This is a genomic window from Methylopila sp. Yamaguchi (assembly GCF_002897035.1).
In the GTDB taxonomy this organism is placed as follows: Bacteria; Pseudomonadota; Alphaproteobacteria; order Rhizobiales; family Methylopilaceae; genus Methylopila.
Genome location: NZ_BAUX01000004.1, coordinates 81,565 through 97,834, shown reverse-complemented (window position 1 = coordinate 97,834; position 16,270 = coordinate 81,565). Strand labels below are relative to the sequence as shown.

Here is a 16,270-nt window from a genome sequence, read left to right as displayed (position 1 = left end):
CCATCGACCGCTGCACGAAACTCGGACACATTGATCTCGCAAATCTGCTCTCGCGGAAAATCGATGGACTACGTTCGAGCGACAGCATCCTCACCGCCGCCGGAATCGGGCTTAGGGAGCATGCGGTGCGCTGGAAGCTTGCGCTCGCCTCCGGGGACACCTTCGCGGCGGTCGGCCTCGCCGCCACTCTGAGCCCCGCGCCCCGGAGCCTTCGCCAGCGCGAGATCACCCGCGCCGACATCCTCGAAGCCGGCAAACACGCCACCGCGGCGATCCCCCGCATCATTCATCAGGTGTGGATCGGGCCCAAGCCCTGCCCTGTCGGCTCGCCGGAGCGCTGGCGGGCGTGGTGCGCCAAATATGGCTACGAGTACCGTCTCTGGACGCAGCCCGACGTCGAGACCCTCGCCTGCTACGGCTCTCACGCCTACGATTTCTTCCTGAAGCAGGGACGTTACGCCGGCACGGTGGACGTGATCCGCGCGGACATATTGCATGACGTCGGCGGTCTTTACGTCGATATGGACATGTTTCCGGTGGACGTCGGCGCAGCCTACCACGACTTGCTTGGCATGACCGGGATGATCTGCATCCCCGCCAAGGGATACAGGCGGCTCAACATGGGGGCGCTGTTCCTCACCAATTCAATCCTTGGCTCGACTCCTGGTCATCCCATCATGAAGCGCTACAAGGACGCGATGTCCCCGACGGTCGCCAGCTTCGACGGCAACGTGGCCGCGTGGTGGTCGGTCGGCGGCTGCCTGTTGACCTCTGCGCTGGCGTCGTCGGTCAATGTCATCGCGCCGATCCACCTCGTTGGATCAGCCCCGAGGACCGACGTCGAAGCAATCTACGCGTCGATCGGCAAGATCGAAGCGTCCGAGTCGACGGTGTTGTTCTACAGCTGCAAGTTCTGGTGACGGCGGGCGTTCCGGCGCCCGGTCGTCGGATCCGTCCGGGAGCGCCGCCCCGTTTGGCAGGCGCCGAGAGCCGCGGGGTAGCCTGATTTTGCTCTTTGTTCGGGGGATGTCTTGGCTCAACTGATCGCGTCGGCGGGACCGATAAGCGCGTTCCTGAACGAGGGGATAGGCGACTACCTCCTCATCACCTTCAATGACGCTGCGGACGCGCTGAAGACCGACGGGCGGTCGTTCTGGGGTCAAGCGCTCGTTGAGAAGAACGGCGTCGCCGCGATCGGCGTCGTCACAACTGAGAAGAACTGGTACGCGCCTTCCGCCATGGAGGAGGTAGCCGCCAAGCTAAAGCCAACTCTTGCGCGCTACTCCAAAGTGCTCTGTTACGGCAACAGCATGGGCGGCTATGCCGCCATCCGGTTCAGCAAGTTGCTCGGGGCGACGCATGTCCTGGCGATCGTTCCGCAGGCGGGCATCGATCCGTCCGTCGTAACGCCGTTCGACCGCCGGTACACGACCCATTTCGGTAAGGGCGGCGGCGGGATGATCGAGCCGGGGCACGTCGCCGGCAAGATTTGGATCGTTTACGACCCGCTCTATTCCCATGACAGCGGCCACGCCAAGCTGCTGAAGAAGGCCGAGCCAGACGCCAGAATGATCCGCGTTCCTCTGCGCGGCCACGGCGTCATCCATCTCACGAAGGGCTCGAAAAGCACATTGAACCTTTTCGACGCCGTCTTCGCGGATCGTTATCTGGATGTCGTCCGGATGTACCGGAAGCGGAAACGTGAAAGCTGGGTCTATTATTACACCATGGCCACAGCCATGGTGCGCCGTCGGCCGGCGGAGGTCCTGCGGCTACTGAAGGCGGACAAGAGGTTCAGCGTCCCGATTGCGAACCGCACGCAGTTGATCGTTGCCGCAAACGCCCGGATCGGACGTCGCGACGAGGCGCTGTCCGCCGCGATCGCTTACGCGCGCATGCATCCCACGGATCTGAAGACTCCGCTCAAGATCCTGGACTCGATGCTCGCTTACAAAGCGCCGGAGCAGGCTTCAGCCTTCATCGACGTCTTGGACCAGTCGGGGTTTCAACATCCGGCTTTCGAGCGCACCCGCCGTCTCGTCGAACAGGGGCTGAGGCGGGCCGCCGTCGCCGTCAGGGTCGCTCCGTTCGCCTTGGCCGTCGAATGGCTCTCGGCTCTCTTCGACGTGCTGAACAGCGAGTTCGCCGCCTCCCTGCTGTGACACGCCAAGCGCGCTGGGTTCCGGTCCAGTCGCACTCACGCGCCCGGCCACGGCCCTCGGCCATCTCGCCGGGCCCCCGTCTGCCGAGGCGGCGGGTGCGCCGGAGGGCGACGCGCGCTTAGGCTACCGGGCGGCGGGCGGCGCCACGTCCAGGATCTTGTCGAGCTTGGACAGGAAGCCGTCGAGATGGACGCTCCAGGGCGCCTTCGCGGCCGGCTGCGCTTCAGCCCAGGCGTGGTACTCGAGCCCGCGCGCGATGGCGAGATGCGCGTAGGTCAGCCGCAGCGTGTCGGCGCCGTCGGAGATCGGCAGGAGTTCGATCACCTTGGCGCCCGGCTGAGCGACCACGATGTGCGCCAATCCCGAGCCATGCCCGCCCACGATCACCTTCGCCCGGCTGATCGTGGCGATCTGCTCCGCCAGCGGCGCCTCGGACAGCACGCAGATCCGAAAGCCGCGGGCGGCCAAAGCGGCCTCGAGGGCGGCCTCGTTCTCGATCTTGCGCCGGCTGGCGTCGCTGCGCGAGACGTAGATGCGGTCGTACGCGTCGGCCGAGGCCTCCGTCAGGGCGCGGGAGACGATGCGGTCATAGATCGGCGCAATGCGCTTCCAGCGCGGAAACGAGCGCAGCCCCACCTTCGCGACGAGGAGCTTTTCGACGAAGACCGGCCGGCTGCCGCGGACGACGTCCGCCACGTCAAGGCCCGCAAGCCGCAGCGTCTCGAGTTCGTAGCCCTGCCCCTTCTCGCCCAGCAGAAGCCGCGGCTTCGGGGCGCCGTCCGCGAGCAGCCAGGACAGCTTCGGCGCCTGCTCGACGAGCCAGGGGTACAGGCCCTTCGCCCGCCCGGAGACATGAAGCGCCAAGGGGATGTGCGCGACGTCGGCTTTCGCGACCTTGGGCACGGCCGCGCCTTGGCTCAGCAGGATGGAGCCGTCATCGCTCCAGACCTGCCCGCTCCCATCGACAAAGACGTTCTCATAGAAGCCGACGCGCGGCTTGGAGGGCTTCGCCTGCCCATCGCGGAACTTCGCGAGATCGGCTTCGAGACGCTCGATCTGCGCCGCCGGAACGCCCGGGGCGGCGTGGACCGCCGCCGTTCCCTGGGCGGTCAGGCCGGGGCTCTCGCGGTAGCCGTGCTCGTAATCTGCGGCGGGCGTCGTCTCCCCGCCCGCCGTGCGGATCGCCGCTTCCACCTCCGCGAGCAAACGCGGGTCCGTGAGCTTCTGCTTGATGGCGCGGGCGGACTGCAGGAAGCGGGGGTCGGCGACCGTCGCGGGATCGGCCGTCAGCACTCGCCACGCCTGTTCGGGCATGTCAGCGGCTGCGAGGTCGTGCGCGATCCGCCGCCGCATCACTACGGTCATCGGAAGCCACGCGGCCGCGAGCCCCACCTCCTGGATGGCGGCCGTGGCCTTGAGCGCGCGCGCGGCGGACAGGCGAAACACGAGCAGCCGAACATCCGCCGCGAGGTCGCGCTTCGAGCTCGTGAGTTCGAGGACCTTGGTCCAGTCGCCGGCCGCGAGGCTCGCCTCGGCTTCGGCCCGCAAAAGCGCTTCCCGCGTTTCGCGGGGCGGCGCCGCCTCCGGGCTGGCGGAGCCTCGTCCGGACCTGAGGGCGCCGAGCCGCTTGAGAAGAGCTATCATGACCGTCTTTGAATCAGAGTTTATCGTCGAATAAGGGCATGTAAGATTTTGCGTTGCGGCGAGTGGCTGGACAAGTCCGCGAACCGAGCCGGGCCCGCGCGGCCAGTATGTATGAGGCGATCGTATCACGCGAATGAAACTCACCAAGGCGGCCCGGCACGAAGAGATCCTCGCCCAGATCACCCAGCAACCCAGCCTTCGGGTCGCCGATCTCGCGGCTCGGCTGCGGGTGTCGACGGAGACGATCCGGCGCGATCTCGACGAGTTGACCGACCAAGGGCTCGTCAACCGCACCTATGGCGGCGCGGTGCCGATGCGCGGGGCCGAGCCCTCGGTGGGCGAGCGGCACGGCCTGTTCATCGCGGAGCGCGAACGCATCGCGCGGGCGGCCTCGTCGCGGATCAAGCCCGGCGCGCTTCTGATGATCGGCTCGGGCGCGACGACGACGCACGTCGCCCGCCGCATCGCGGTCGAGCACAAGGGGCTCACCGTCGTCACCCACTCCTTCAGCGTGGCGACCGTGCTGTCGCTCAATCCCACGATCACCGTGCTCATGGCGCCCGGCAACTACCTCGCCAGCGAAGGCGCGACGGTCGGCGTCCACACGGCGCGCTTCCTCCACGATTTCTCCGCCGACCTCGCCATCCTCGGGGCGAGCGGCCTGACCTCGGAAGGCGCGACCGACGCGCGGCTGGAGCCGGCGGCGATCTTCAGCGTGCTCGCCTCGCGGGCCGCCGAAACCCTGGTCGTGGCGGACCGCTCGAAGTTCGACAAGGTGTTCCCCGCTCGCTACGCGAGTTGGCGGGAGCTCGGCGCCCTGGTCTGCGACCAGCCGCCAGCGGGACCATTGGCCGAAACGCTCCGCCGCTACGGGGTCGAAGTCGCGGTCGCCTGACCCCCGTCTGTGGCGATCCAGTCAGAGTTTGTTGCGTTCGCCACACTTCCGTGAAATGTCTTTTGGGAGGCTCCACGAGGCGACGGATGTACGACGACGACTTTCTGGCGCGGCTCACCGCGCGGTTGCGGGAAGCGCTGCCCCGTTGGGGCGTCGGGCCGGACGCCGCGCTCAGGCTGCTGACCATCTCCGAGAACGCCACGTTCCTTGCGGACGAGGACGGGCGGCGCATCGTCTTCCGCGTCCACCGGCCGGATTACCATACGCTCGAGGAGATCCGCTCCGAACTCGCCTGGATCGAGGCGCTGCGCGCCGACGGCGTCGCCGCCACGCCGGAGCCGCTGCGGATGCGGGACGGCGAGCTGCTCGGCGCGTTCGAAGACGAGGGCAGCCTCCGCCATGTCGTCGCCTTCGAGCATATGAGCGGCGGCGAGCCGGAGCCGGGCGAGGACATGCCGCACTGGTACCGTACGCTCGGGACTATCACCGCTGGGCTCCATGGCCATGTCCGCGGCTGGCGCACGCCGGCCGGCTTTCGGCGCAAGCTGTGGGACTTCGACGCCATGCTGGGCGACCGCCCGCTGTGGGGCGACTGGCGTGAGGGGCTCGGTCTTGAGCCCGAGGCCCGCGCCTTGATCGAGCGCGCCTCCGCCGTGCTGCGGCGCGAGGTCGAGGCTTACGGCGCGGCGCCCGAGCGCTTCGGCCTGATCCACGCCGACCTCCGACCCGCGAACCTGCTGGTCGACGGCGACCGTCTCGGCGTCATCGACTTCGACGACTGCGGCTTCTCATGGTTCATGTACGACTTCGCCGCAGCCGTAAGCTTCATGGAGCACGAGCCGTTCATTCCGGAGCTGCAAGACGCCTGGCTCGAGGGCTACGCCGCGGTCGCGCCGGTCTCGCGCGAGGAGCGCGCGATCATGCCGACCTTCCTGCTGCTCCGGCGGATCCTGCTCACCGCCTGGGTCGCCTCGCATGCCGAGACGCCCACCGCCCAGTCGATGGGCGTCCCTTTCACCCACGGCACGCTCGAACTCGCGGAGCGACACCTGGTCCAGCGCGGCTGAGACCCCGAGGAGACGTCATGACCACGTCCGCGAAAAGCCGGCCGGCCGACGCCGCGCCGACGGCGAGCCGCCAGATCCTTGCCCTGAACGCCTTCGACGCCGCGCGCCCGTCGGACCTGCCGCCGGAGACGGCGGCGCTCGTCGCCCGCCGCCAGCGGTCGTTCGGCCCGACCTCGGTGCTGTTCTACGATCGTCCGCTGCACGTGGTCTCGGGCGACGGGGTCTGGCTGCAAGAGGCGGACGGCACCCGCTACCTCGACGTCTACAACAACGTCCCCTCGGTCGGGCACTGCAACCCGAGGGTCGCGGAAGCGGTGGCGCAGCAGGTCGCGACGCTCAACATTCACACCCGCTATCTCTACGACGTCGTTCACACCTACGCCGAGCGGCTGCTCGCGACCTTTCCCGAAGGTCTCGACAAGGTGGCCTTCACCTGCACCGGCAGCGAGAGCAACGACCTGGCGCTCCGGATCGCGACGGCGGCGACGGGCAAGCACGGCTTCGTGGTGACCGAGATGGCCTACCACGGCAACACGACCGCCGTGACGGACGTCTCGCCCTCCTCCCGCCCGGGCCAGCCGCTCGCGCCGCACGTCCGCGCCATCCCTGCGCCGATCGGGCCCGGCGACGTAGCGGGCCGCTTCGCCGCCGATCTCGAAGCCGCGATCGCGGATCTGGAGGCGAGCGGGCACGGGTTCGCCGGGCTTCTGGTCGACACCATCTTCTCCAGCGACGGCGTCGCCGCCGATCCTGCGGGCTTCCTCGCGCCCGCGGTCGAGGCGACGCGCCGGGCGGGCGGCCTGTTCATCGCCGACGAGGTGCAGCCCGGCTTCGGCCGCACCGGCGGCGCGATGTGGGGTTTCCAACGTCACGGCGTCACGCCCGACGTCGTCACCATGGGCAAGCCCATGGGCAACGGCATTCCGATCGGCGGCGTGGTGGCGCGGCTCGACCTGATGCAGCGCTTCGCGGCGAGCGTGGGCTACTTCAACACCTTCGGCGGCAATCCCGTCGCCTCGGCGGCCGCGCTCGCCGTGCTCCAGGAGATCGAGGAGCGCGGACTGGTCGCGAACGCCGCGGACGTGGGCGGCTACATGCTGGCCCGGCTGAACGCTCTCGGCCAGCGCCACGGGGAGATCGGCGAGGCGCGCGGCGCAGGCCTCTACCTCGGCGTCGAGTTCACCACGGACGGCGCCCCGGCGCCGGAGATCGCGAGTTACGTCATCAACGCCCTGCGGGAACGGCGCATCCTGATCGGCGCCGCCGGCCGCTACGGCAACGTCCTCAAGATCCGCCCTCCCCTGATCTTCGAGCGCGCCCACGCCGACATGCTGGTCGAGGCGCTGGACGACGCGCTGGCAAGCCGCTGAGGGTCGCGGGCGGCGCGGTTGCGGCCGCCCTCAGGTCGCAGGCGCCAACCGCGCGACCGGAGCTTCGCGGATCGGCAGGTTGATCAGCCCCGACATCACGCTGAGAGCGATCGCGATCCACCACACCACGTCGTAGCTCCCCGTGCGCTCGTAGAGCAGGCCGCCGAGCCACACCCCAAAGAACGAGCCCACCTGATGGGAGAAGAACACGAAGCCGTAGAGCATCGTGAGGTAGCGCGTGCCGAACAGCGTGGCGACGATGCCCGAGGTCGGCGGGATGGTGGAGAGCCACAGCAGGCCGATCCCAGCGCCGAAGGCGAGCGAGGTGGCCGGCGTCACCGGCAGCGTGATGAAGCCGACGATCAGCACGCCGCGGGCGAAGTAGATCGCGGCCAGCAGCACCCTCTTCGGCATCCGCTCCGCCAGCACGCCGGACGAGAGCGAGCCTGCGATGTTGAACAGGCCGATCAGGGCGAGCGTCCAGCCTCCGATCGTCGGCGAAACGCCGTGGTCGATGAGGTACGGCGGGAGATGCGCGGTGATGAAGGCGAGATGGAAGCCGCAGGTGAAGAAGCCGACGACGAGCAGCCAGTAGCTCGGCGTGCGCGCGGCCTCCGCGATCGCCTCGCGGATGGTCTGCTCCACGACCCGCGAGCCGTCTCCCGGCGCCGCCTTCGGCGCGGCGAGCGCCAGCGACAGCGGGACCACGAGCAGCATCAGCGCGGCGAAGATCAGAACGGTCGTCTGCCAGCCGTAGGACGTGACGAGCGCCGAGGCGAAGGGGGTGAAGATGAACTGGCCAAAGGAGCCGGCGGCCGTGCCGAAGCCGAAGCCGAGCGTCCGCCATTCCGCCGGCAGCAGCTTTCCGAAAGCGCCGATCACCAGCGAGAATGAGGCGCCGGACAGGCCGAAGCCGATCAGCACGCCGGCGGACAGATGCATGCCGAGCGGATCGCTTGAGAGCGGCATCAGGGCGAGGCCGGCGGCGTAGAGGAGCCCGCCCAGCATCAGCACCCGCACCGCGCCGAAGCGGTCCGCGACCGCGCCCGCAAAGGGCTGGCCGACGCCCCAGAGCAGGTTCTGGATCGCGAACGACATCGCGAACACGTCGCGGCCCCAGCCGTGGCTTTCCGAAATCGGCGTGAGCAGCAGCCCTGCCGCCGAGCGCGGCCCGAAGGTCAGCGCGGCGATGGCGCAGCCGCACAGGATGATGACGAGAGGCGAGCGCACGGCGCGGGCGGCGGCGATCATGGCGGCGTCCTGAACAAGAGTCCCGGCGCGAAGCTTAGCGGCGCCCTGGGGCGGCGGCTCATGAAACTCCCTGATCCGCCGCATTGCAGGAATTGATCGGGAGCGGCGCAGGCGGGCGCCTCGCAATCATTACTGCCTAAGCTCGGCGTTCCAGCCGAACTCCGTCAGATCGATCTGATCCGTGTCGAACGCTGCGTCGAACCCTTGTTCCCAAGGGAACAGGCCAGATGGATCGGGCCACACGAGTTGGAGGCAAGGAAAGTCGTCCCCGCAATAGAACCAGCGGCTCCAGCCGAGATATTCAGCGTAGCGCCGCCGATCGATCGGAAAGAGACAGGCGGGGACATTTGCGAAAACCTGATCCGTGTGACGACCAACCGGAAGAGTTTCACCCTGCCCAGCCCGGCGGAAAAGATCCCACAAGACATCGTGGGCAACGTCGCTCCTCATGCCGAAAATGAGGATCTCGGGTTGGTTGACGCTTAGCCAGAAGCCAGTGCTAAACGAAAAACCGGGCGCCTCGCCGTCGGCCAAGACTTGAGTCCGAAACCACCCGTGCTCCCGGACAGCGGCAACGAACGCGGTCTCGGGCCCGTCGAGAGTTTCTGAGGGTTTGTCGAGGGCCGTAAGCATTCGCGGAGGATATCTTTCGAAGGCGTCCTGACAAGTCGGCGCAGCCTTAGCCCGCGTGACGGATCGGCTCTTGGCTGGCCTGGCAAGGGGCGACGGGCGCGCGGACGTTCTCAGGCGACGCCGCTGGCATGCCACGTGACGTTTTCGTGGCGCCCAGCCCTTTTATTCCGGCCTGCGACGCATTATCATAGTTATGCTCGAAATGAGCATATTGGAACGGTTCGATCTTGGGAGGACGCCATGTCCCCGCTCGCCGCCCTCGCCTCCGACGTCGCCCGCCCGCGCTTCAGCGCGGAGCCGGCGCGACGTTTTCCACCGGTCGCCATGCCGTCGCTCGAATGGACCCCCGAGGTGGAGGCTGCGACCGCGCATCTCTACGAGCGGGTGAAAGCCGTCATTCCGCCGGTCGAATGGCCGTTCTTCGCCCCCTACGTGAAGGCGATCAACGAGCTCAAGAAGGTCCGCAACGCGGTCATCCTGGCGCACAACTATCAGACGCCGGAGATCTACAACTGCGTGGCCGACGTCGTGGGCGACAGCTTCCAGCTGGCGCGCGAGGCGACCAAGACCGACGCGGACGTCATCGTCCAGTGCGGCGTGCACTTCATGGCCGAGACCTCGAAAATCCTGAATCCCGACAAGACCGTGCTGATCCCGGACGCCCGCGCCGGCTGTTCGCTCGCGACCTCGATCACCGCCGCCGACGTGCGCGCGCTGCGCCTCAAGCACCCGGGCGTGCCGGTCGCCGTGTATGTCAACACCACCGCCGAGGTGAAGGCGGAGGCCGACATCTGCCTGACCTCCGGCAACGCCGTCGCCGTGGTGGAGTCCCTCGGCGTCCCGGAGGTCATGGTGCTGCCCGACCAGTACCTCGCCGCCTGGATCGCGACCCAGACCAAGGTCAAGATCATCACCTGGAACGGCGCCTGCGAGGTGCACGAGCGTTTCACGGCCGAGGAGCTGCGCGCCTACCGCGAAGCCGATCCGGACGTCACCATTCTGGCCCATCCGGAATGCCCGCCGGACGTGATCGCGGAGGCCGACTTCACGGGCTCCACCGCCAAGCTCGCCGACTACGTGAAATACAAGTCGCCGAAGAAGGTGGTGCTGATCACCGAGTGCTCGATGGCGGACAACATCATGAGCTCGGCGCCCAACACCGAGTTCGTGAAGCCGTGCAACCTCTGCCCGCACATGAAGCGCATCACGCTGCCGAAGATCCTCGAAAGCCTCGTGCACATGCGCGAGGAGATCGGGGTCGACCCGGTGATCGCCGAGCGCGCCCGCGCCAGCGTCGAGCGCATGGTGAACCTGAAGATCTGAGGGCCGCCTGTCATCCCGGCCGAGGCGTCAAGCTGAGAGCCGGGATCGCTCGCGGAATGAAACCCTGACACACGACGTCATGCCCGCCTTCGCGGGCATCCACGGCTAACCCACGCTCGCGGACGGAACGCCGAAGTCGTGGATGCCCGCAAAGGCGGGCCTGACGGGCGGCCTCGACTTTGGGGCGCGCCGCCTCTTTGAGGTTTCTGACATGACCGACGCCCCCGACCCTCTCGATCCCGACGCGCTCGCGCCCCTTTCCTGGGCGGGCGTCGACGACGTCGTCATCGTCGGCGGCGGGCTGGCGGGGCTCTTCACCGCGCTGAAGCTCGCGCCCCGGCCGGTCACCATCGTCACCGCCGCCCCCCTCGGCGACGGCGCTTCCTCCGCCTGGGCGCAGGGCGGCATCGCAGCCGCCGTTGGCCTTGGCGACAGCGCCGAGTCCCACGCGGCTGACACGGTCGCCGCCGGCGCGGGCATCGTCGACGAGGCCATCGCGCGGCTGATGACCAGCGAAGCCCCGGCCCGCATCGCCGACTTGCTGGCCTACGGCGTGCCGTTCGACCGCGACCTCGAAGGCAAGCTGCAGCTTTCACGTGAAGCCGCCCACTCCGAGCGCCGCATCGTACGCGTCAACGGCGACCTCGCAGGCCGCGCCATCATGGGCGCGCTGGTCGCGGCCGTGCGCCGCACGCCGTCGATCCGCGTGCTGGAGGGCCTCGTCGCGGAAGAGCTTGTGACCGAGGGCCGCTTCGTGGTCGGCGTCATGGCGCGCCCGGCGGGGGCCGCGAAGCCGGTGCGCATCATCGGACGCGCCGTGGTGCTGGCCTCCGGCGGCGTCGGGCATCTCTATTCCGTCACGACCAACCCAATCGAGGCCCGCGGCGGAGGCCTCGCCATGGCGGCGGAGGCCGGCGCGACGCTGGCCGACCTCGAGTTCGTGCAGTTCCATCCGACGGCGATCGCCGTCGGCCGCGACCCGGCCCCGCTCGCGACCGAGGCTCTGCGCGGCGAAGGCGCGATCCTTGTCGACCGCGCCGGCCATCGCATCATGGAGGGCGTGCACGACGACCTCGATCTCGCCCCGCGGGACATCGTGGCCCGCGCTGTGTTCGAAGCCGTTCGCAATGGCGGGGCCTTCCTCGACGCGCGCGACAAGGTCGGCGAGCGCTTCCCCGTCCGGTTCCCCACCGTCTACGCCGCCTGCATGTCGGCGGGCGTCGACCCCGTCACACAGCCGATCCCGGTCGCGCCCGCCGCGCACTACCACATGGGCGGCGTGCTGGTGGACGCGAACGGCCGCTCGTCGCTCGACGGGCTCTGGGTCTGCGGCGAGACCGCCTCCACCGGCGCCCACGGCGCGAACCGCCTTGCGTCGAACTCGCTGCTGGAGGCCGTCGTCTTCGGCGCCCGCATCGCCGAAGACATTCTGGGCCTGCTCCCCGCCCCTCCCGCGGCCGCGCGCGTCGCGCGGTCGCGCGCGGCGTCGCCCGCGACGCTCGCGGATGGCGCGGCGGTGGCCGAGCTGCGCCGGACCATGGCCGACCACGTCGGCGTGGTGCGGAACGCGGTGGGCCTCGGCCGCGCGGTCGAGACCTTCGCCCACGTTCGCCGCGCAGCGAAGGACGCCGACACCCGCAACATGGCGACCGCCGCTCTCCTGATCGCGGTCGCCGCCGAAAGGCGGCGCGAGAGCCGGGGCGGCCACTTCCGCTCCGACGCGCCGGACGCGGTCCCGGCGCTCGCCCATCGCTCCCTCCTGACCCTCGACGAGGCGCTGGAGCGCGCCGAGACGCCGCTCGCGAAGGCGGCCTCGTGACCGCCTCGCCTCCGCTCGGCGGGCTGGACCCGATCGCCGTTCGCCGGGCCGTCGAAGCGACGCTCGCCGAGGACCTCGGCCGCGCCGGCGACATCACCACCGCGGCGACCATCCCCGCCTCCGCCACAGCCCGCCTCGTCATCGCGGCGCGCCAGCCCGGCCGGCTCGCGGGGCTTCAGCTGGCGCAAGCCGCCTTCGCCGCGCTCGACCCGTCGATCGCCTTCACGGCCGAGCTCGTGGATGGAGCAGCGCTCGCACCCGGCACAGTGATCGCCCGCGTCGAAGGCCCCGCAAGGCCCGCGTTGTCGGCGGAGCGGACCGCGCTCAACTTTCTCGGCCGGCTGTCCGGGGTTGCCACGGCGACCGCGGCCTACGCCGACCTTATCGCCCACACCAAGGCGAAGATCTGCTGCACGCGGAAGACGACCCCGGGCCTGCGCGTCTTCGAGAAGTACGCGGTGCGGTGCGGCGGCGGCGCGAACCACCGCTTCGGCCTCGACGACGCCATCCTGATCAAGGACAACCACATCGCCGTCGCAGGCTCGATCGAGGCCGCTCTCGACGGCGCCAAGGCCTACATCGGCCATCTGGTGAAGATCGAGATCGAGGTCGACACCCTCGAGCAGCTCGACCGCGTCATCGCCCACGGCGGCGCCGACGTGGTGCTGCTCGACAACATGGGCCCCGACTTGTTGCGCGAAGCGGTCGGGCGCATCGGCGGCCGCATGGCGGCGGAGGCCTCAGGCAACGTCAGCCTGGAGACGGTGGCGGCGATCGCCGAAACCGGCGTCGACCTGATCTCCGTCGGCCGCATCACCCACTCCGCCCCAACGCTCGACCTCGGGCTGGACGTGGCGGTGGGGTGAATTCCCAATCCAACGAAGGCCGAGAAGCGTCCTGTTACGAAGGGAGATCAGCCGACGTGATCACCGACGTTCTGGAAAGCATCGACCTCCCTGATGGTTCGGGCAGCGTCGTGCTTTTCTACCCGAAGTGCGCGGCAGCTACCGATGGTCAGACCCTGGTTCGGATTGATTTTACCGGACGGGTTGCCTGGAGAACAAAACCGAGCAGAACACTGGACAGCTTCGTTGGCATCTCAATCGACGGTGAAGCGCTGATCGCGACGACGTCCAGTGGCTTCGCAATGTCCATCGATGTGGAGAGCGGACAGGCGTGTCGCGAGGTCTTCACTAGATAGGCGCCGCGGGAGATCGACGAGGACGTCTCTCGAAGAACGCGTCAGCGCTCATTCGCTTCGAGACGATCGAAACGAAAGCCATGGGGCAGCCGCCCGCGGTACTTGTCCAGCCGGGCGAGCAGATTCGCATGAGAGCGAGCCCGCGCGACCTCGAAGGCGCGTGATCCCACCACATGGATGTCGATCTGATCGCCCGCCTTCAGCTCCAGCGCCTCGACGACGGCGGACGGCAGCTGAACCGCGAGGCCATTTCCCCACTTCGCGACCTGCATGGCCCGCCTTCGATGATACACGTCACCCTATGTATATCATCGAGCCGTCGCCTCATCACACCCCGATCGACAGCCCGGCCCGCTTCCGCTCGGCGAGCAGCCCGAGATAGATCTGCGCCATGGAGACGCCCGCGAGCGCGGTGATCCCGGCGTGGTCGTAGGGCGGGGAGACTTCGACCACGTCGAACCCTTTCAGGTCGAGCGCGCCGAGACGGCGCAGGCACGAGATCGCCCAGGCCGAGGAAACGCCGGCCGGCACCGGCGTGCCTGTGCCCGGCGCGAAGGCCGGGTCGAGGCAGTCGATATCGAAGCTGACGTAAGTGGGCGTGTCCTCCACATGGCCGAGGATGCGGCTCGCCACAGCCATCGACCCCATCTCGCCGGCGAGCAGGCCGTCGACGATCGCGATGCCGTAGTCCTGCGGCGCGTGGGTGCGGATGCCGATCTGGATCGAGCGTTCGGGCACGATCAGGCCGTCGCGGACCGCGCGCGTGATCAACGTGCCGTGGTCGATGCGGGAGCCGTCGTCGTCCCAGGTGTCCTGATGGGCGTCGAACTGCACCAGCGCCACCGGCCGGCCGAGCCGCGCCACCAGCGCCTTCAGCACGGGATAGGTGAGGAAGTGGTCGCCCCCGAGCGTGACAAGGTGGGCTCCGGTCGCGATCCGCTCCGCCGCCTGCGCTTCGATCGCGGCCGGCATCAGCTCCACCCGACCGTAATCCAGGGAGCAGTCGCCGGTGTCCGCCACCGCCATGTCGGAGAAGATGTCGAAGCCGAAGGGATAGGCCGGGTCGCCGACGTTGACGGTGGAGGCCTCGCGGATGGCGCGGGGCCCGAAGCGGGTCCCCGGCCGGTTGGAGACCGAGGTGTCCAGCGGCACGCCCCAGACGGCGACGTCGAAGCCCTCGGCCGAGCGCGCGTAGGGCCGCCGCAGGAACGAGGTCGCGCCGGCGTAGTTCGCCTCTGTGGACTCGCCGTAGCGGCGGGCGGGGTTCAGCGCGTCGTCGACGGGGCGGGGGCGCAGCGGATCGGCGTTCAGCTCAGCCATGCGGACAGGTCTCCGTGCTGGTCCCCCGTGCGCGAGGGCCTCGATCGACGTCAGGCTTCCATAGCAGCGCGGCGCGCCGATGACGACGCGGCCGCGGGCCGTCAGCCCCGCTCCATCCAGCGGATCAGCAGACCGGCGGGGATGACCCACAGCAGCCCGAAGAACGCGAAGAACGCGAGCTGGAGCGCGGGGTGCGACCCGGCGAGCTTGAGTTGGCCCACGAACATCACGATCAGCGCATAGATTGACACGCCGACGACCAGAACAGCCGTGCCGATCAGCTTCTTGGCGCGGGGGCGCATCGCGGGCTCCGTCGAGGGGGTGGGCGAAACGCCGTCTTGTTCAAGGCGCACCGCGGACTTAAAGCGGTCTCCAAGCTTCCGATCAAGCTCAACCGGCGTCCGAGGAGGCCGCGAGGTCCGCATGTCCGCATCCCCCGTCCCCCCGCCCGCGCGTCCGCGCCGGTTCCTGCGCGGCTGGCTGCTGCTCACCCTGGCGCTGGTCGCGCTGATGGTCGTCGTGGGCGGCGCCACCCGCCTGACGGGCTCCGGCCTCTCGATCACCGAGTGGAATCCGATCACCGGCGCGATCCCGCCGCTGGGCGAGGCGCCGTGGGCGGAGGCTTTCGAAAAGTACCGGGCCAGCTCGCAATACAAGCTGCTGAACGAGGGCATGTCGCTCGGCGAGTTCAAGTTCATCTTCTGGTGGGAATGGGGCCACCGCCAGCTCGGCCGCTCCATCGGCCTCGTCTTCCTGCTGGGGCTCGGCTTCGCCGCCGCCACGCGGCGCGTGAGCCTGAAGGAGGGCCTCACCCTGTTCGCCATGGGCCTGCTGCTCGGCCTCCAGGGCGCGGTCGGCTGGATCATGGTCGCGTCGGGGCTGCAGGAGGGCATGACCGCCGTCGCGCCGGTGAAGCTCACCCTGCACCTCGGGCTGGCCCTCGCCTTCTTCGCGACGCTTGTGCTGTTCCTCGTGCATCTCAGGCAGTTCGGCCGCGACGGCGGCCTGCTGCGGCCGGGCCTACGCGCCGGCGCCTACGCCGTGCTGGCGCTGTCCTTCGTGCAGATCCTCCTCGGCGGGCTGGTGGCGGGCTCGAAGGCCGGCTTCTCGTTCAACACCTGGCCCCTGATGGACGGCGGGTTCGCGCCCTCCGCCGCGACCCTGTTCGCGACGACGCCGTGGTGGGAGAACTTCGTCGACAACGTCGCGCTGGTGCAGCTCAACCACCGCATCGGCGCCTACGTGCTGCTGGCCGCGACGATCGCCTACGCGCTCGCCGTCACCAACGCCAAGCTCTGCCGCCGAGCGTCGAACCGCGCGGTCGCGCTCGCCTTCCTGATGACGCTGCAGGCGGCGCTGGGCGTGCTGACGCTCATCCACGTCGTCCCGCTGGAGCTCGGCCTCGCGCACCAGTTCGGCGCGGTCGTCGTGTTTGGGCTCGCCGTGATGAACGCCGGGCTGCTGCACGAGCGCGCGGCGCGCGAACGGGCGAAGGCGCTCGCGCCGCAGGGACTGGCCCAGCCGGCTGAGTGAGGCGCCGCTTCGCAGAACGGCGCTCAGTCCCTCTCAAAGCTTGCGGGGCAAA

Annotated in this window: 16 protein-coding genes; 10 read left to right on the top strand and 6 right to left on the bottom strand. The window is 69.0% G+C overall.

What is annotated here, in order from left to right; all coding sequences use genetic code 11:
- Nucleotides 1–125 precede the first annotated feature (125 nt).
- Both METY_RS06280 and METY_RS06275 read left to right on the top strand, forming a co-directional pair.
- Nucleotides 126–920 carry a glycosyltransferase family 32 protein gene (locus METY_RS06280; protein ID WP_146035665.1) on the top strand — a complete coding sequence of 265 codons (795 nt, stop codon included), beginning with the start codon at nucleotides 126–128 and terminating at the stop codon, nucleotides 918–920.
- A gap of 318 nt (nucleotides 921–1,238) precedes the next feature.
- Entirely contained in the window at nucleotides 1,239–2,162 is a 924-nt protein-coding gene (locus METY_RS06275) for a hypothetical protein (RefSeq protein WP_146035664.1), read from the top strand.
- Nucleotides 2,163–2,285: 123 nt separating this feature from the next.
- On the opposite strand, the gene METY_RS06270 is transcribed toward METY_RS06275, so the two are convergent.
- The gene (locus tag METY_RS06270) at nucleotides 2,286–3,806 is read right to left on the bottom strand and encodes a glycosyltransferase family 61 protein (RefSeq protein WP_103120533.1); all 1,521 of its coding nucleotides are present in this window, start codon (nucleotides 3,804–3,806) and stop codon (nucleotides 2,286–2,288) included.
- A gap of 133 nt (nucleotides 3,807–3,939) precedes the next feature.
- Here METY_RS06270 and METY_RS06265 point away from each other — a divergent pair, with 133 nt between their 5' ends.
- From METY_RS06265 to METY_RS06255, 3 genes are all read left to right on the top strand, one after another.
- Nucleotides 3,940–4,701, top strand: a complete 762-nt coding sequence (locus tag METY_RS06265) for a DeoR/GlpR family DNA-binding transcription regulator (protein WP_103120532.1) — start codon at nucleotides 3,940–3,942, stop codon at nucleotides 4,699–4,701.
- 86 nt (nucleotides 4,702–4,787) lie between these two features.
- Nucleotides 4,788–5,768, top strand: coding sequence for a phosphotransferase enzyme family protein (locus METY_RS06260; protein ID WP_103120531.1), 981 nt, complete (start codon nucleotides 4,788–4,790; stop codon nucleotides 5,766–5,768).
- Between the two features lie 17 nt (nucleotides 5,769–5,785).
- Nucleotides 5,786–7,138: an aspartate aminotransferase family protein gene (locus tag METY_RS06255; RefSeq protein ID WP_103120530.1), complete on the top strand. Its 1,353-nt coding sequence runs from the start codon at nucleotides 5,786–5,788 to the stop codon at nucleotides 7,136–7,138.
- A 30-nt stretch (nucleotides 7,139–7,168) separates the two neighbouring features.
- Here METY_RS06255 and METY_RS06250 read toward each other — a convergent pair whose 3' ends face one another.
- Complete coding sequence (locus METY_RS06250) at nucleotides 7,169–8,389, bottom strand: MFS transporter (RefSeq protein WP_103120694.1); 1,221 nt, start codon at nucleotides 8,387–8,389, stop codon at nucleotides 7,169–7,171.
- 129 nt (nucleotides 8,390–8,518) lie between these two features.
- On the bottom strand, nucleotides 8,519–9,022 hold the full coding sequence (locus tag METY_RS06245; RefSeq protein WP_103120529.1) for a DUF4262 domain-containing protein: 504 nt from the start codon (nucleotides 9,020–9,022) through the stop codon (nucleotides 8,519–8,521).
- Nucleotides 9,023–9,262: 240 nt separating this feature from the next.
- Between METY_RS06245 and nadA the strand changes: the two genes are divergently transcribed.
- From nadA to METY_RS06225, 4 genes are all read left to right on the top strand, one after another.
- Entirely contained in the window at nucleotides 9,263–10,345 is a 1,083-nt protein-coding gene (gene nadA / locus METY_RS06240) for a quinolinate synthase NadA (protein ID WP_103120528.1), read from the top strand.
- 211 nt (nucleotides 10,346–10,556) lie between these two features.
- Entirely contained in the window at nucleotides 10,557–12,164 is a 1,608-nt protein-coding gene (locus tag METY_RS06235; RefSeq protein ID WP_103120693.1) for an L-aspartate oxidase, read from the top strand.
- Complete coding sequence (nadC, locus tag METY_RS06230; protein ID WP_103120527.1) at nucleotides 12,161–13,030, top strand: carboxylating nicotinate-nucleotide diphosphorylase; 870 nt, start codon at nucleotides 12,161–12,163, stop codon at nucleotides 13,028–13,030. Before METY_RS06235 ends, nadC begins: the two co-directional genes overlap by 4 nt.
- Nucleotides 13,031–13,086: 56 nt before the next feature.
- The gene (locus METY_RS06225; protein WP_103120526.1) at nucleotides 13,087–13,365 is read left to right on the top strand and encodes a hypothetical protein; all 279 of its coding nucleotides are present in this window, start codon (nucleotides 13,087–13,089) and stop codon (nucleotides 13,363–13,365) included.
- 41 nt (nucleotides 13,366–13,406) lie between these two features.
- Here METY_RS06225 and METY_RS06220 read toward each other — a convergent pair whose 3' ends face one another.
- From METY_RS06220 to METY_RS06210, 3 genes are all read right to left on the bottom strand, one after another.
- A complete protein-coding gene (locus METY_RS06220) occupies nucleotides 13,407–13,637 on the bottom strand; it encodes an AbrB/MazE/SpoVT family DNA-binding domain-containing protein (RefSeq protein WP_103120525.1) in 231 nt (76 codons plus the stop codon).
- A gap of 55 nt (nucleotides 13,638–13,692) precedes the next feature.
- Nucleotides 13,693–14,685 (bottom strand): agmatinase, encoded by a 993-nt coding sequence (gene speB / locus METY_RS06215; protein WP_103120524.1) that lies wholly within the window; start codon nucleotides 14,683–14,685, stop codon nucleotides 13,693–13,695.
- A 101-nt stretch (nucleotides 14,686–14,786) separates the two neighbouring features.
- Complete coding sequence (locus METY_RS06210) at nucleotides 14,787–14,987, bottom strand: DUF2842 domain-containing protein (protein WP_020184769.1); 201 nt, start codon at nucleotides 14,985–14,987, stop codon at nucleotides 14,787–14,789.
- Between the two features lie 121 nt (nucleotides 14,988–15,108).
- Between METY_RS06210 and METY_RS06205 the strand changes: the two genes are divergently transcribed.
- Nucleotides 15,109–16,218, top strand: coding sequence for a COX15/CtaA family protein (locus METY_RS06205; RefSeq protein WP_103120523.1), 1,110 nt, complete (start codon nucleotides 15,109–15,111; stop codon nucleotides 16,216–16,218).
- Nucleotides 16,219–16,270 lie beyond the last annotated feature (52 nt).

Coding starts and splice junctions, on each gene's coding strand:
- METY_RS06260 (WP_103120531.1), top strand. CDS start 4,788: ATGTACGACGACGACTTTCTGGCGCGGCTCACCGCGCGGTTGCGGGAA.
- METY_RS06255 (WP_103120530.1), top strand. CDS start 5,786: ATGACCACGTCCGCGAAAAGCCGGCCGGCCGACGCCGCGCCGACGGCG.
- METY_RS06245 (WP_103120529.1), bottom strand. CDS start 9,022: ATGCTTACGGCCCTCGACAAACCCTCAGAAACTCTCGACGGGCCCGAG.
- speB (WP_103120524.1), bottom strand. CDS start 14,685: ATGGCTGAGCTGAACGCCGATCCGCTGCGCCCCCGCCCCGTCGACGAC.
- METY_RS06275 (WP_146035664.1), top strand. CDS start 1,239: ATGGAGGAGGTAGCCGCCAAGCTAAAGCCAACTCTTGCGCGCTACTCC.
- METY_RS06250 (WP_103120694.1), bottom strand. CDS start 8,389: ATGATCGCCGCCGCCCGCGCCGTGCGCTCGCCTCTCGTCATCATCCTG.
- METY_RS06220 (WP_103120525.1), bottom strand. CDS start 13,637: ATGCAGGTCGCGAAGTGGGGAAATGGCCTCGCGGTTCAGCTGCCGTCC.
- METY_RS06270 (WP_103120533.1), bottom strand. CDS start 3,806: ATGATAGCTCTTCTCAAGCGGCTCGGCGCCCTCAGGTCCGGACGAGGC.
- nadA (WP_103120528.1), top strand. CDS start 9,263: ATGTCCCCGCTCGCCGCCCTCGCCTCCGACGTCGCCCGCCCGCGCTTC.
- METY_RS06265 (WP_103120532.1), top strand. CDS start 3,940: ATGAAACTCACCAAGGCGGCCCGGCACGAAGAGATCCTCGCCCAGATC.
- METY_RS06210 (WP_020184769.1), bottom strand. CDS start 14,987: ATGCGCCCCCGCGCCAAGAAGCTGATCGGCACGGCTGTTCTGGTCGTC.
- METY_RS06235 (WP_103120693.1), top strand. CDS start 10,557: ATGACCGACGCCCCCGACCCTCTCGATCCCGACGCGCTCGCGCCCCTT.
- METY_RS06205 (WP_103120523.1), top strand. CDS start 15,109: ATGTCCGCATCCCCCGTCCCCCCGCCCGCGCGTCCGCGCCGGTTCCTG.